Source organism: Rhodoferax fermentans, assembly GCF_002017865.1.
GTDB classification, from domain to species: domain Bacteria; phylum Pseudomonadota; class Gammaproteobacteria; order Burkholderiales; family Burkholderiaceae_C; genus Rhodoferax; species Rhodoferax fermentans.
This window is the reverse complement of the sequence record NZ_MTJN01000002.1, coordinates 3,035,973-3,049,044: the sequence shown is the minus strand read 5'-3', so window position 1 is coordinate 3,049,044 and position 13,072 is coordinate 3,035,973. Positions and strand designations below refer to the sequence as shown.

Below are 13,072 nucleotides of genomic sequence, written 5' to 3'. Positions count from 1 at the left end.
TTTACGGTTTAGTTCAAGGGTTGGAATGTGTTGAGCTTGCCTGCAAACCGGGTGCGGTTGGCAGGGCTGATGGCTTCAACCATGGCGTTGGCAAACTGGTTTTGCACGGCGTAGGCACGTGCAGTGTCTGGGTCGATAGAAGACACCCGCACCAACATGCCGTCTGGAATACGTTTGTCCAGGGCGTAGCGCATTTCGGTCAGTTTTTTGTCGATACCGCTGGTCACGTTGTGGTCACCCACCATCGTCCAGTAGGTGATGGGTTCAAGCCGCTGGCCCAGGCTGGTGGCCAGGCGGGTGGCGGCAATCGGTTTGCCCAGCAGGTCCAGCGCCCCGGCTTGTTTGCTTAGCAACATGAAGCCCTGCGCCGGGTAACAAACTTCGGGTTTGTGCAATTGCAGCGCATCACTCTGGTTTTTGCCATAAGCAATTGACAGCATGATGCGGTAACCCTGAGTGTTGATGTAGCTGCGGCTCAGCGTCTGGCTGTAGAGCTGGTCAATCACACTTTTTTGCTGGGGGTTGACCACCTGGGCCATCCGGTTGACGTCTTCGCGCCAGTCGCCAAAACTGGTGGGCACCATGGCGTCAAGGTCCATGGGCGCGCGTTCGTCAGCCAGGCTGATGGTGGGCCGCAGCGCGGCGCCCAAGGCCGCAGACAGCAGCATCAACACCAGCAGAAGGATGGATTTGCTTGAAAGTTTCATCACAAGTGCTATGAATTGTTTAGCTACAAGCGCTTGATAAATAAGGGCCAGAGGCACATTTGCTCATGCATTGACCCCCTTGGCACGGCGGCGGTAGGCCTCAAAACCTTGCAGCACGGTGTCAAACCCGATGATCAGCAGCAGCGCACTGATAAACAGCACCATGCCCGCAAAGCCGTGCAAAAAGCCCTGCCCCGCCGCGTCGCCCCAGTGGTAGGTGATGAGTGTGAGGCTCATCACCCGGATCACGTTGGCGGTGAACGAGATCGGCACAATCAAGATGGCCAGGCCAATGTTGCGCACGGCCGAGTCGCGCCGCACCAGGTTCAAGTACAGCAGGCCCAGGGCCTCCAGCGTCAGCAGGGTATGTAAGCCAGCGCAGGCGTCGGCCACCAACAGCATGTATTGGCCGATTTGCAGCGTGACCCCGGTGCGAGATATGGGGTAACCCACCCAGTACAGGATGTTTTCCGCCACAAAAGACACGGCCATTTTCATGGGCATGGTCACCGCGTCAACCACCGCACCAGGCAGCGGCACCATGAACAGCATAAAAAACAGCGCAAACCATTGCGCCTTGAGCGCCTTGCTGCCCAGGTTTAGCAGAGCAATACCCACCAGCAGCCAGATCACCGAGCCGATCTCGAACATCAAGATGTCTTGTGAACGGCCCAGCGCATACAACAGCAGCCCAATAACGAAGATGGGCCAGCCCCAGGCACTTGTCTTTTGACCCTGCGCGGCAAGCTGCATGGCCCCCCAGTTGCGGTACAACAACCAGACACTGATGCCCAGCACAATGGGGCCGTGCATTTGCTCGTCACTGGCCCAGATGCCAGTCAACAGGTCGTACAGGCTGGGCACATACAGCACCGCCAGCCCGATCATCACCGGCAGCCAGGCCAGCAGCGCGACCAGCTGCTCGGGCCGACTGGTGGAGTTGGTGGGCATCAGCGCGCGCATCAAGCGTGGCTCAGGCGTCGTTCAAGACCGAGCCGACCAGCGCCACACCACCGTCTTGCAGGCGTTTGGCCAGCTGGGTGGTGGCGGGCAGCAGCGTGGCGTTTTTGCGCGCCACGATCAGGGCCGCACCGGCGCGGGCGGCCACCAGCTCGGCGTCGGCAAAGCTGCCACCTGCGGGCGTGTCGATCAGGATCACGTCAAACTGCTGGGCGGCGCTGTGAAGTAGCTGGCCAAAGCTGGCCTGGCCCAGCAATTCTTGTGGGTTGGGTGGCACGGCGCCTGCGGGCAGCACCATCAGGCTGTCAAGACCGGGCACCGTGTGCGCGGCCTCGCCCAGGCTGGCGCGCCCGGCCAGCACGGCCGATAAGCCATGGCCACGCTCCAGCTTGAACAGGTGTTGCTGGCCACGCTCTGGTTTGGCGCGCAGGTCGGCATCGATCAGCAGGGTGCGCTGGCCTTGCTGGGCAAACACGATCGCCAGGTTGGCGGTGACAAAACTGCGGCCTTCACCCTCCCCCGCACTCACCACAGCCAGCACCTTGCGCGCCGGGTCGCCGTTGAACCAGCGCAGCACCAGCTGGCTGCGCACCGCGCGCAGGTTTTCGCTGGCCACACCAAAGGGTTGGTAGGCGGCCACCAGCTCGGGGCTCAGGCGGGTGTCGCTGGGGCTGAGGTAGGCGTAGTTGAACTGCTGGCTCAAGGCCTGGTCGATGTCGTCTTTGGTGAGCAGCTGCAGGCTGATGGCGGTTTCGCCAAACGGCGTGTTGTTTTTGGCCTGGCTGTCCAGAATGCGCTGCAGGTCGGCCGGGCGCAGGCGGCCACTGGCCACCAAAATGTCGCCCATGCTGCGGGGGGTGCTGCGTGTGTTCAGGGTGGTGATGCTGTCGGCGGCGTTCATGCGGCGGCTCCGGTGTGTGCAATGCTGCCCAGCACGGGCAGGTTAAGGGCATCGGCCAGGTCGTCGGCGCTGCGCACGCGGCGGTTGGCCAGCTCAAGCATCAGCGCCAGGCCCACGGCCAGCAGCGTACCCAAGAAGATGGACACCAGGATGTTCAAAAACACCTTCGGCTTCGACGGGTCGGCCGGCGCGGTGGCGGCGTTGAGCACAGCGATGTTGGTTTGGGTAGTTTGGCTCTCAAGGTTGGTTTGAGAGGCGCGTTGGCTGACCACCTCAAAGGCGCGTTGGGCAGACTCGACATCACGGCGCAGCACATTGAGTTCGTCGCGCTGTTTGTTCAGGGCCAGCACGCGGGCTTTTTGGCTGGACAAGGCGCCTTGGAGCTGAGCCTCGCGCTGTTTGCCCACCTGGTAGGTGGTTTCAATGCTGCTGGTGATCTTGCGGGTTTCAGACTCCAGCTGGGCTTTCAGGGTGGCCAGCTCGGACTCGGCGCGCTGGGTTTGCGGGTGGTTTTTGCCCAGGTTGCCACTGCTCTCCACCAGCTTGGCTTCCAGACGGGCAATGTCGGCTTTGAGGCCGTTGATCAACGGGCTTTGCATGACCTCGGCAATGGTGTCGGCCTTGGCGCTGCCGCGTTTGCTCTGGCTGTCGGTGGTCAGGGCCTGAACACCGGTGAGCTGGCTGCTGGTCTCATTCAACTTGGCAGTCTCAAAGTCGACCCGCTCGTCCACCGAGGTGATGCCGTTTTGCTGCTGGTAGTCAGACAGGGCTTTTTGGGCGGCCTCGAGCTTGGTGCGGGCGGCCTTGGTCTGCTCTTCAAAAAACGTAGCGTACTGACGAGCCGGCGCAAGGCGCAGGTCCAAATTGACGTTGATGTACGCCTGGGCAAAGGCGTTGGCCACAGCCGCAGCAAAGTCGGGGTCGGTGCCGCTGAAGTTGACGTTGATGACATTGCTTTCGCGGCTGGGTTTCACCTCAAGCTTCTTTTGCAGCAGGGTGGCCAGCCAGTCGATGAGCTGGCCTTTGCCATCCGTGTCGTCGCGCCACTGCTGTTGCACCACGGCATTGCTGTCGAGCTTGAGCAGCTTGATCACGTCTTTGGCCACGCGGTCGCTGTTGATGATGTCGATTTGTGTGGCCATGTAGCCCGGGGCCATCATGCCTTGCAGCATCTGGCCGGTGACCGGGTCGGGGGACTTGACGTCGACCACCACGGTGGCGCTGGCGGTGTATTGCTTGGGCAGCAGCAGGCTGACCACCACCGTGGTGGCCACGGTGATCAGAAACACCAGCAGCGCGGCTTTGTAGCGGGCCCGAAGGATGAGCAGGAATTGTTGGAGTGTCATGGTCAGAACAGGCTTTCGTTCACGTAAATCACGTCGTTGGGCAACACCGGGTCGGTCAGGTTGGGGCTGATTTGCTCAATGCTGCCGTCTGCGGCCTTGCGGTGCAGGCGCAGGCGTTTTTCGGAGCCACGCACGGTGGGGCCGCCACCCAGGGCCAGCGCCTGCATCACGGTCATGCCGCGCTCGATACGAAACGAGCCGGGGCGCTGGGCCTCACCGTAGATGTAGAACACCGGGGCGCGGTGCACGTAGATGCTGTCACCACCTTGCAGCACGATGTCGTCCTGCAGTTTTTCGGCCAGGAAGATGGAGGCAATGTCGATCTGTTTGCGGAATGTCTGGCCGTTGCGCACGCCCACCACAATGGCCACGTCGTCACCGGTGGCGGTGGCACCACCGGCGTTGGCGAGCATGTCGCTCAGGCGGGTGTTGGCAGTCTCCAGCGGAAAACGCCCGGGGCGGTTGACCTGGCCCAGCACCGACACCTGGTTGCCACGAATCTGCAGCAGCACGATGTTGACTTGGGGCGCTTTGATGAAGCCGCCCGTTTGCAAGGCGTCGGCAATCTTCTTCTCGGCGGCGGCAATGCCCAGGCCACCGAGCTGCACCGCACCAATCAGCGGGTAGGTGATGGAGCCGTTTTCAGAGACGCGGGTCTCGATGGTGAGGTCGGGGTTTTGAAAGACCTGGATCTTGATCGCGTCACCGGCGCCCAGCGGGTAGTCGGGCTTGGTTTGGCTGCTGGGCGCGGCGGCTGGCTGGGCCTGGGCCAGCGGGCAAATGCCGCCCAGCGCAAGCAAGGTGGCCAGCAAAACAGGGGTCAGGCGGGAGAGTCGATTGGACATGGGTGGCGGTAGGGTGAGGTCAATGGGGGTGGTGATGCAGTTGTTGGCAGAGCTTACTTGAGCCCGGCAACTCCCTTATCTATAGCTGTAGGCTCAGACGCAGCGGGGGCTGGGGCCTGATTTTGCTCAGGACTGGCGGGGGCAGGTGTGTTGGCAAACTCACCCATGTAGGTGATGGTGGTGGCGCTGCGCAGGCGTTTGATGTCGGCCGCAATGGCTTCGTTGGCGCGCTGGTTGGCCAGGAACTGCTCTACCCGCGGCAGGGCTGCGGCTTCCGTCACTGGCGACAGCTGTGAGGACACCACGTGCACCAGGGTGGCAGACCGGGGCGCTTCGATCACCAGGCTCTGGCCGTCTTTGACGGTGTGCAACTTGGCCAGCACTTCCAGCGGGATCTGCTCGGCAGAGCGGGTGGCGCTGCCCGCGTTGAAGGCCACACCCTGGGTTTTGAGGGTGGTCGCAATCTCTTCCATGGATTTGCCAGCGGCCAGCAGGCTGCGCATTTGGTTGGCCACAGCGTCTGCGCCCGCACGGGGTGGCAGCACAATTTCTTGCAAGTTGTAGATGCGGCGTTCGGCAAACAGTTGTGGGTGTTCGGTGATGTAGGTTTTGGCCTCTTCGGGGGTGGGTTTGGGCAGACCGGCGGCGAGTTTTTGCAAGTAGGCACGCGCCAGGATGTCGCGCCGGGCGGCTTCGATCTGGGCCACCACCTCGGGCGAGCGGTGCAATTTGGATTCGTTGGCCTGGTCAACCGCGAGCTGCTGGTCGATGAGTTTCTCAAGCACCTCGCGGCTGAGGTTCTTGACGGCTTCGGGCGTGGCACCGGCGGTGTTGGTGCGCTGTAACACCTGGTTGATCTGGTGCACCGAGATTTCTTCGGAGCCTACTTTGGCGGCCACTTGGGTGGCGGCGGGTTTGTCGTCTTTGTTGCCACAGGCGGCCAGGCTCAGGGCCAGGGCGGTGAGGGTCAGGGTAAGACACAGTCGGGGCGTGAATGTCATGGCGTGATGGTTTTAAAAACTGTAGTTGGCTGAAAAGCTGGCCATTTGGCTACGGTAGTCAATGCCAGGCAGCGTGGAGGTTCGGGTGGCGTTGGTGAAAGAGGCGTTGAGGGTGGCAGACTGGGTGGGCTGCCAGGCCAGACTGAGGGTGGTGTCGCGCACGGTGTCTTGGCGGCTGATTGCCGAGGCACCGGTGGGGGCGTCAAGGTACTCGATGTGAGACAGGTCGTAGCGCAGGCTGAGCGCGGTTTTAGGGCTGATCTGCCAGCTGGGGCCAACCGAGAGTTTGTCGGTCTGGCTGTAGTTGGCGTAGCTGGTCTGGTAGGCACCTAACCTGCGCGAGATATCGGCTGTGAGGCTGGTTTTGCCGCTGAGGGACCAGTTGAGGCTGGCGCCCGCCTGCGTGCCGCTGAAGTCGCGCTGTGCAACGTGCGGGTGGCTGCGCTGCACATAACCGACGTTGGCATTGGCGGTGAGTTTGCCGCTGATCACCCAGCGCAGGCGCAGCTCGGACTCGGTCTGGTCGTAGCGGTCGTCCACCAGATTGGTGGCGCCCAGGCTGCGGTTGAGGTAGCGGCCATTGGAGGCGGTGGCGCGGTAGCTCAGGCTGCTGCCAGATGGGTAGTCGTAACGTGCACCTACATTGGCAGAGCGGACGTTGTAGTCGCTGTCGGCCAGCAAGGCCTGTTCGTTGACCTGTTTGCGCTGCGAGACGCCGCCCAGCAGGCGCCAGGCGCCACTGAGTTCGTAGAGCGCATCAAAGCCGGTGCTGGTGTCGGTGCGCAGGTTGCGCCGAGTGCGCACGGTGTTGTCTTGGTTGTCAGAAAAGCTGTTGAGGGTTTCCTGGCGGTTGGCGCTGAGGCTGCCGTGCAGGCGGGGTGTGACGCTCCAGCGCCAGGCGGCTGCGTAGTTGCGGGCGGTGAAGCTGAGGTAGTCAAAGTTCTGGTAGCGGTAGTCGACCAGGCTCAGGTCAAGCTCGATGCGCTGCAGGCTGTAGGCCTTGTTGTAGCTCAGCCCCAATGTGGTGACACCAATGTTCTCAGAGGCACTGTCTTTGCCGGTGCTGGCTTTGACGTTGGCGTTGTCAGGCAGGCGAAACAGGTTGTCGTCGCGCATGAGGGTTTCGCTGGCGCGCAGGTGCAGGCCGGGCTCAGCCTGCTGCGCCCAGGCGGCACCGGCCAGGCCCGCGCAAAAAGCGGGCAGCAGCAAGACACGGGGCAAGGTCAATCGCGCCACCATGATCAGTAGGCCTTTTGGTCTTTGGAGACCAGGCGCACGGTTTTGAGGATGATGTGCAGATCAAGCTGCAGGGACCAGTTGCGCAGGTAGTCCAGGTCGTAGTCGATGCGGCCCTGCATTTTCTCGAGGGTGTCGGTCTCGCCACGGAAACCGTTGACCTGCGCCCAGCCAGTGATGCCGGGTTTGACTTTGTGGCGCACCATGTAGCCTTTGATGAGTTTGCGGTACAGCTCGTTGTGGGCTACGGCGTGTGGGCGCGGCCCGACGATGCTCATGCGCCCTTGCAGCACGTTGACAAACTGGGGCAGTTCGTCAAGCGAGGTGCGGCGCAGGACGGCGCCCAGCGGGGTGATGCGGGAGTCGTTCTTTTGTGCCTGTTTGATGGTGCCGCCGTCTTCGGTGACCGTCATGGAGCGGAACTTGTAGACCAGGATTTCTTCACCATCCAGCCCGTAGCGGCGTTGTTTGAAGATGACCGGCCCGGGGGAAGTGAGCTTGACCGCCAGCGCAATACCAATCAGCACGGGGTGAATCAGCAGCAGGATGAGGATGGACAAAACGATGTCGCTGGCGCGTTTGACAAAGCCGTTTTTGCCCTGAAACGGGGATTCGCAGACCGAGATCACCGGCATGCCACACACGGTGCTTTGCTGGCCCTGGATGAGGTCGGTGACAAACATGTCGGGCACAAAGTAGACCGAGGCGGTGGTGTCTTTGAGGTCGTCCAGGATTTGCAGAATGCGCGGCTGCGAGGCCATGGGCAAGGAGAGATAGATCAGGTTGATCTGGCGGGCCTTGACGATGTCGGCCAGCTGGTCGATCTTGCCCAACAGGGGCGGCGCGTTGGTGACGTTGAGGCGGCTGGTGTCGCGGCTGTCGACAAAACCGGTGAGCTCCATGCGCGAGAAACGGGCGGCCTTGATGTTGTTGGCCAGGGCCAAGCCCTGGTCGTTCATGCCTACGATGATGGCGCGCTCGGGTGGGCCCTGCAGTTTGAGCAGGCTGGGTGCCAGGCGGCGCAGTGTCAGGCAGGCGCCCAGTTCGGCAACCGGTGCCATCCACAACCAGTGGTAGATGGCGTCGGTGGAGAACTCTCGGTAATAACGAGTGGCCCAGCCCACCAGCAGCAGCAAACCGGCTACCACCGCCCAGTTGATGAGGGTGTTGGCGGTGATGGCAAACAGGGACTCGTGCAGCCGCGACTGGCCCGGGAAGGTCAGCGCAAACACCAGCAGCGACAGGATCATGTAGGGCGGATCTATGGCACCGTCTACATACCAGGCGGCAGCCCACAGCGACAGAACGATGGCGGCAGGCTCAAGCGTGGCCTCCAGCAGGCGCAGCAGGCTGTCGCGCCCCATGTATTGAGGGTCGGTTCGCTTGAAATACGAGGCGGCTGACAGGGACGGGTTGGCTTTAAACATCGCCGAGCAGGGTCTTGATTTTGTTGACCGCCTGGGCGCGGTTGGTCACGTCGAGTTTCTTGAACACGCGCTGCAGGTGGTTTTTGACGGTGTAGGCGCTGATGTCGAGGATCATGCCGATCTCCGGGTTGGTTTTGCCAGCAGCAACCCAGTGCAGGACTTCGGCCTCGCGCTCAGACAGGCCAAAGTCGTGTTGCAGCTGGGCTTCGACCGGGCTGGCATCGATGGGCTGGGTCTGGTGCGGCAGGTGGGCCACCTGTCGCAATGCAGAGTCGAGGTGGGGTAACACCAGCGCCATGATGCTGCGCTCGGTTTCGCTGAAAGACGGTTTGACACTGAAGGCAACATAAAGGCAATCGTGTTTGCTGCGATGGTCTTTGATGCCGTGCACCAAAGCACAGCGCATGGTTTGAAGTGCATCCTTCAAAGCATTTTTTGCACCAGATTGATTGATTTCGAAGCCGGTGTCACCCACGTTGATGGAAAAGGGTTTTCTGCCGAATTCGGCCCAGCGAGCAAACAGTTGCAGCAATAAGGGACTGATCGCCACGGAATCAATGCTTTGGGAGCGCACGCCCGCCATTCTGGAAATGATGTTGTGCTGAATGCTCTGGCTGCTGAAGTCGCCCCATGCGGTGATCATGATGTCGTGCGCAATGTAGTGCTGCATGTCGCCCTGGAGCCAGACAAGCATGTCGTAGTGGCTGCGCACTTCGACAGACCGTGTGAGCATGCGGTGGTAATGGTGGATTTCATCCGGTGACAGTGACTGCAAATATCCCATGGAGACAACCTTTGACGCGCTTTCGAACAAGCATTGCGCGGCAAAGCATCTAAAAAAGTAGACCTCAGGCTGGAGCCGACACAAGCTTGACCGGAGTCTATGCAAGCGCCGTGACCACTTTGTGGCAGCCCTATGACTCAAATAGCGACTTTCCCTCAACTATTTGACATAAATCAATAAAATTTATGATTATGCGACGAAAAACTCTAACTTGAGCCAAATCAAGTCACAAAAAACAGATGTCAAAAATTGAAACAATTCTGACATCTGTTGTTTACACGCAAAAAAAAGGCCGCTGGGGACAGCAGCCAGTTTGAGCCGGGGCTCTGACCGGTCAGATCAGATCTTGCGGCGGCGTGCAATGGCACCCATCACACCCAGACCTGCCAGCAGCATGGCGAATGTTTCGGGTTCGGGGACGGGAGCTGTAAAGGGGGTGACGCTGATAGCACCAGAGTAACCACCACCAAGGGTGCCAACGGTTGACCCATAGATATTCAGATAGTAAGAACCCGCTGCGAGGGAACCAAGAGTCAAACTGAGTTCGTTGTTAGTACTCACGGAGGACGCTACCAATGAATCATTGCCACCAATGACACCATCTGGGTTGTAAAAAAGGCTGATCGCAGTAAAAACTGTATGCAAGACATTGTTGGGTGTTGCAAAGTCGATCACGCTGTACCCTGAACCAGAATTGGTGGGCAAGCTAAAGGTAATGGTGTCTGCAAACGCACCAACCGGTGCGTAACCGCTGAACGCTTTTGCTTGACCAGCAACAAGTGGCCCCAAGGACTGGGTAGCAGCACTGGCGCTCAAACTGGCGCCAACAAGCGCTGTCGCTACGGCAATGCTTTTGAGCAACTGGGTCGTTTTCATGGCAACTCCTTGAATGGTGCCCGTCGAAATAACAGGCTTCGGGGTGATAGTAAAGGCCGGGTAAACCCGTGCCAATAGTCCATTCGGACTAATTTGGCAGTCTGAGCCACAAGAAATGCGGATAAAAGTAGCTTGAAAGGTGGTTTCAGACAAAACCAACGTCTGTGAGGTTCGGCAACATGGTCTGCGTGGCATGGCGCAGGCGAACCGTGGCGGTGCGCAGCAGCGCGAGAAGGAGTTTGTTGCCCAGCGCCGGGTGGTCTGCCAGCAGGGCTTTGAACTTGTCGTGGGTGAGTACGGCAAAGTCGCTGGGCAAGGTGGTGACGCAGCTGGCAAAACGTGTCTGGCCGTCGATCATGGACATCTCGCCAACCATGTCGCCAGGACGCAGTGTGGCCACCATTTTTTCAACGTCGCCATGCCGCTTGGTGATGACTGCACTGCCAGTGATCAGAATGGCGAGAAAGTCGCCACCATCGCCCTCACGCAACACGGTGGAGTGGCGCGGCACACCAAAACACGCCAGGTATTCCCCAAGCACACCGGTTTCTTCGCGGGTCAGGCCCTCGATCAGGGTACTGGATTGGACGGCGTTGATGAATTCGTTGACATGGTCTGTCACTGTGCCCAGAGGCTCAACGTCGGGCTGGAACTCTGCAAACTGTGAATTCATAACCGGAGCACTCCCTGCAAACAACATGACAAAGGATCAATTGTGGCGTGATCTCGGAAGAGGTAACAATAGTCTTAATGGGCTATTGAGGCTGAATAAACCGGTTTTGCCCATGAGGATGGGCAACAACCAGTGTTGTTTAAGTTTCACGTCGGGCTGATTGGCGGGTTTTGTCTTTTGGGGAGCACCTAAAATTTTGCATGCATTGCGGATTTTGGCGCCAGATGGGCTGGCGCAATCTGACACGGATCTGCCTCAAATTTTGAAACAGTTTCAACTCTCTACCCCGGCGGATGTGCTCCACTTCCACAGAATCGTGTCACAAGCGGGAGACGTTCGCACCCATTTCGATTTGTTGATCTGGCTGCAGGGTGAGATGCAGTATTACCTGCCACATGAGGTGATGGTTGCTGCGTGGGGAAATTTCACGGATGGTGTCATCCAGCATGACGTGATTTCGCCCATGGCGGGTGCGCGCACGCAGCATGCGGATGTGGACTCGCTGAAGCCGATGTTGATGTGGATTTACCGCCACTGGGTGGACTATGGCAGGAACCCCTGCGCCTTGAGAGTGGGGGAAAACGGTTTTTTGCCCAAGGAGAAATTGCTTCAGGCCTTGTTGGGGGGCGCCCTGAAGTCCATGCGCAGTGCGCTGGTGCATGGACTTTGCGATGAACGCAATGGGATTGAGTGTCTGTATGTCACCTTCAGCACCCGACCAACCTACAGCGAGGCAGACAAAACCAATGTGGGGGTGATGCTGCCGCACATTGACGTGGCTTTGCGCCAGGTAAGCCATCTGCCGGAGCAGCCACTGGCTTCAGGGCCTTTGAACCATGCGCAGTTGGAGAACACGCTCAAGCCGGGACACAACATGTCTACCCGTGAGGTGGAGATCATGTTCTGGGTAGCGCTGGGCAAGACCAGCTCCGACATTGGCCGCATCCTGAACATCAGCGAATTTACCGTGAAGAACCACATGCAGCGGGTGTTCAAGAAGCTTGATGTGATCAACCGGGCGCAGGCGGTAAGCAAGTTCAAGGCGTTGTGCACTTAGCTACCTGCCAAAGGGCAATAGGCGCCCTGCCCCGCAGGCATTTGGCAGCGATGCGTTGTAATTCGGACTGATATGACTGACCAAGCACCTCGACCGGCCGCACCGTATGCCAGCGCAACCCACGTGGATTTGTCTGCGCTGATGGCGAGCCGCCCCGGGCAGGTGCCGGTGACGACCTGCTTGCAGCTGTTGAATCTGGGCGTGTTTGCCCTGATGCTGGCTTTTGGGGGCAGTGTGTGGCAGACCTCGACCACGGTGCCGCTGGCTTGGGGGGCCAACTTTGGCCCGGCCACGCAGGACGGACAGTGGTGGCGACTGGTCACAGCAATGTTTGTGCACTTTGGGGTGTTGCACCTGGGCCTGAACATGCTGGCGCTGTGGGAGGTGGGCCGGCTGGTGGAACGCCTGTTTGGGCGGTGGCGGTTCTTGCTGCTGTACCTGGGCGGCGGTGTGCTGGGCAACCTGCTGTCTTTGGTGGTACAGGGCAATCAGGCCGTATCGGGCGGGGCGTCGGGGGCCATTTTTGGGCTGTACGGGGCGCTGCTGGTGTTTTTGGTGCGCGAGCGCAGGCAGGTGGAGCGGCGCGAGTTCAGATGGGTGTTTGGTGCAGCGGTGATTTTTACCGTGCTGACGCTGGTGATGGGCCAGGTGGTGCGTGGTATTGACAATGCAGCGCATCTGGGGGGGCTGGCTGGCGGGGCGCTTTTTGGCAGTTTGCTGGCGCGCCCCCTGTCAGCAAGCAGCCCAGTGCCAAGACGCTGGTGGGCGGCTGTTTGTCTGCTTGTGGGGGTAACCGTTTTGCTGCAGCGACTGCCCGAACCACGTTACCTGATGGGCAATGAGATGCGGGCACGTGCCGCGATACAGCAGTTTTTGAATGCTGACCGGATGGCAACGGCCCAATGGGGATCGATTCTGGCGAAGGGTCGGCAACAAGGTGTGTCGTTTGACGAGTTGGCGGGCAAGATTGACGAGCGGGTGACGCGTCTTTATGTGGACAGTTTTGAGCAGCTGATGGCGGCCGACCCGGGGCCCCAGGCACCGTCGGCCCGAACCCTGGAAGCCCTGCAGGATTACGCGTCGGCCCGTGCGCAGGCCTCACATGAGGTGGCACAAGATCTGCGTAGCAAGAATTTTGGAAGGATCAACAAGGCACTGACCAAGCCACCGGCCGTGCCACGCCAGCCACCTTTGAGGCAAGCTCCAGCCCGCAAAACTCAGGGACAGAGTGATTGACATAAAAAAAAGCGCCTGTCAAA

General features: G+C 59.9%; 13 protein-coding genes. 2 read left to right on the top strand and 11 right to left on the bottom strand.

Annotation, left to right across the window (positions count from 1 at the left end; translation table 11 throughout):
• Nucleotides 1–8: 8 nt before the first annotated feature.
• The 11 genes from epsI to RF819_RS14235 all read right to left on the bottom strand — a co-directional run bounded on the left by epsI (nt 9) and on the right by RF819_RS14235 (nt 10,756).
• Nucleotides 9–707, bottom strand: coding sequence for an exosortase-associated protein EpsI, B-type (gene epsI, locus RF819_RS14285; protein ID WP_078365591.1), 699 nt, complete (start codon nt 705–707; stop codon nt 9–11).
• 63 nt (nt 708–770) lie between these two features.
• Complete coding sequence (gene xrtB / locus RF819_RS14280; protein ID WP_078366961.1) at nt 771–1,670, bottom strand: exosortase B; 900 nt, start codon at nt 1,668–1,670, stop codon at nt 771–773.
• A 10-nt stretch (nt 1,671–1,680) separates the two neighbouring features.
• The gene (gene epsG, locus RF819_RS14275) at nt 1,681–2,568 is read right to left on the bottom strand and encodes a chain length determinant protein tyrosine kinase EpsG (RefSeq protein WP_078365590.1); all 888 of its coding nucleotides are present in this window, start codon (nt 2,566–2,568) and stop codon (nt 1,681–1,683) included.
• A complete protein-coding gene (epsF, locus tag RF819_RS14270; protein WP_078365589.1) occupies nt 2,565–3,914 on the bottom strand; it encodes a chain length determinant protein EpsF in 1,350 nt (449 codons plus the stop codon). Before epsF ends, epsG begins: the two co-directional genes overlap by 4 nt.
• Before the next feature lie 2 nt (nt 3,915–3,916).
• A complete protein-coding gene (epsE, locus tag RF819_RS14265; protein WP_078365588.1) occupies nt 3,917–4,759 on the bottom strand; it encodes a polysaccharide export protein EpsE in 843 nt (280 codons plus the stop codon).
• A gap of 53 nt (nt 4,760–4,812) precedes the next feature.
• Entirely contained in the window at nt 4,813–5,760 is a 948-nt protein-coding gene (locus tag RF819_RS14260; RefSeq protein ID WP_078365587.1) for an EpsD family peptidyl-prolyl cis-trans isomerase, read from the bottom strand.
• A gap of 12 nt (nt 5,761–5,772) precedes the next feature.
• Nucleotides 5,773–6,999, bottom strand: coding sequence for an XrtB/PEP-CTERM-associated polysaccharide biosynthesis outer membrane protein EpsL (gene epsL / locus RF819_RS14255; protein WP_078365586.1), 1,227 nt, complete (start codon nt 6,997–6,999; stop codon nt 5,773–5,775).
• 2 nt (nt 7,000–7,001) lie between these two features.
• Nucleotides 7,002–8,423 (bottom strand): undecaprenyl-phosphate glucose phosphotransferase, encoded by a 1,422-nt coding sequence (locus tag RF819_RS14250; RefSeq protein WP_078365585.1) that lies wholly within the window; start codon nt 8,421–8,423, stop codon nt 7,002–7,004.
• Nucleotides 8,416–9,207 carry an XrtB/PEP-CTERM-associated transcriptional regulator EpsA gene (gene epsA / locus RF819_RS14245; RefSeq protein WP_078365584.1) on the bottom strand — a complete coding sequence of 264 codons (792 nt, stop codon included), beginning with the start codon at nt 9,205–9,207 and terminating at the stop codon, nt 8,416–8,418. The genes RF819_RS14250 and epsA (RF819_RS14245) overlap by 8 nt, the downstream gene beginning before the upstream one ends.
• A gap of 339 nt (nt 9,208–9,546) precedes the next feature.
• Nucleotides 9,547–10,083, bottom strand: a complete 537-nt coding sequence (locus tag RF819_RS14240; RefSeq protein ID WP_143541718.1) for an FxDxF family PEP-CTERM protein — start codon at nt 10,081–10,083, stop codon at nt 9,547–9,549.
• 145 nt (nt 10,084–10,228) lie between these two features.
• Nucleotides 10,229–10,756, bottom strand: coding sequence for a cyclic nucleotide-binding domain-containing protein (locus RF819_RS14235; protein ID WP_158081289.1), 528 nt, complete (start codon nt 10,754–10,756; stop codon nt 10,229–10,231).
• A 262-nt stretch (nt 10,757–11,018) separates the two neighbouring features.
• On the opposite strand from RF819_RS14235, the gene epsA (RF819_RS14230) reads away from it, so the two are divergent.
• Together epsA (RF819_RS14230) and RF819_RS14225 are read left to right on the top strand one after the other, a co-directional pair.
• Nucleotides 11,019–11,813 carry an XrtB/PEP-CTERM-associated transcriptional regulator EpsA gene (gene epsA, locus RF819_RS14230; RefSeq protein ID WP_200224058.1) on the top strand — a complete coding sequence of 265 codons (795 nt, stop codon included), beginning with the start codon at nt 11,019–11,021 and terminating at the stop codon, nt 11,811–11,813.
• A gap of 72 nt (nt 11,814–11,885) precedes the next feature.
• Entirely contained in the window at nt 11,886–13,049 is a 1,164-nt protein-coding gene (locus RF819_RS14225) for a rhomboid family intramembrane serine protease (RefSeq protein ID WP_200224056.1), read from the top strand.
• Nucleotides 13,050–13,072 lie beyond the last annotated feature (23 nt).

Bases quoted from the DNA above. Each gene is read 5' to 3' on its own strand.
- epsI (WP_078365591.1), bottom strand. From the start codon at position 707: ATGAAACTTTCAAGCAAATCCATCCTTCTGCTGGTGTTGATGCTGCTG.
- xrtB (WP_078366961.1), bottom strand. From the start codon at position 1,670: ATGCGCGCGCTGATGCCCACCAACTCCACCAGTCGGCCCGAGCAGCTG.
- epsG (WP_078365590.1), bottom strand. From the start codon at position 2,568: ATGAACGCCGCCGACAGCATCACCACCCTGAACACACGCAGCACCCCC.
- epsF (WP_078365589.1), bottom strand. From the start codon at position 3,914: ATGACACTCCAACAATTCCTGCTCATCCTTCGGGCCCGCTACAAAGCC.
- epsE (WP_078365588.1), bottom strand. From the start codon at position 4,759: ATGTCCAATCGACTCTCCCGCCTGACCCCTGTTTTGCTGGCCACCTTG.
- RF819_RS14260 (WP_078365587.1), bottom strand. From the start codon at position 5,760: ATGACATTCACGCCCCGACTGTGTCTTACCCTGACCCTCACCGCCCTG.
- epsL (WP_078365586.1), bottom strand. From the start codon at position 6,999: ATGGTGGCGCGATTGACCTTGCCCCGTGTCTTGCTGCTGCCCGCTTTT.
- RF819_RS14250 (WP_078365585.1), bottom strand. From the start codon at position 8,423: ATGTTTAAAGCCAACCCGTCCCTGTCAGCCGCCTCGTATTTCAAGCGA.
- epsA (WP_078365584.1), bottom strand. From the start codon at position 9,207: ATGGGATATTTGCAGTCACTGTCACCGGATGAAATCCACCATTACCAC.
- RF819_RS14240 (WP_143541718.1), bottom strand. From the start codon at position 10,083: ATGAAAACGACCCAGTTGCTCAAAAGCATTGCCGTAGCGACAGCGCTT.
- RF819_RS14235 (WP_158081289.1), bottom strand. From the start codon at position 10,756: ATGAATTCACAGTTTGCAGAGTTCCAGCCCGACGTTGAGCCTCTGGGC.
- RF819_RS14225 (WP_200224056.1), top strand. From the start codon at position 11,886: ATGACTGACCAAGCACCTCGACCGGCCGCACCGTATGCCAGCGCAACC.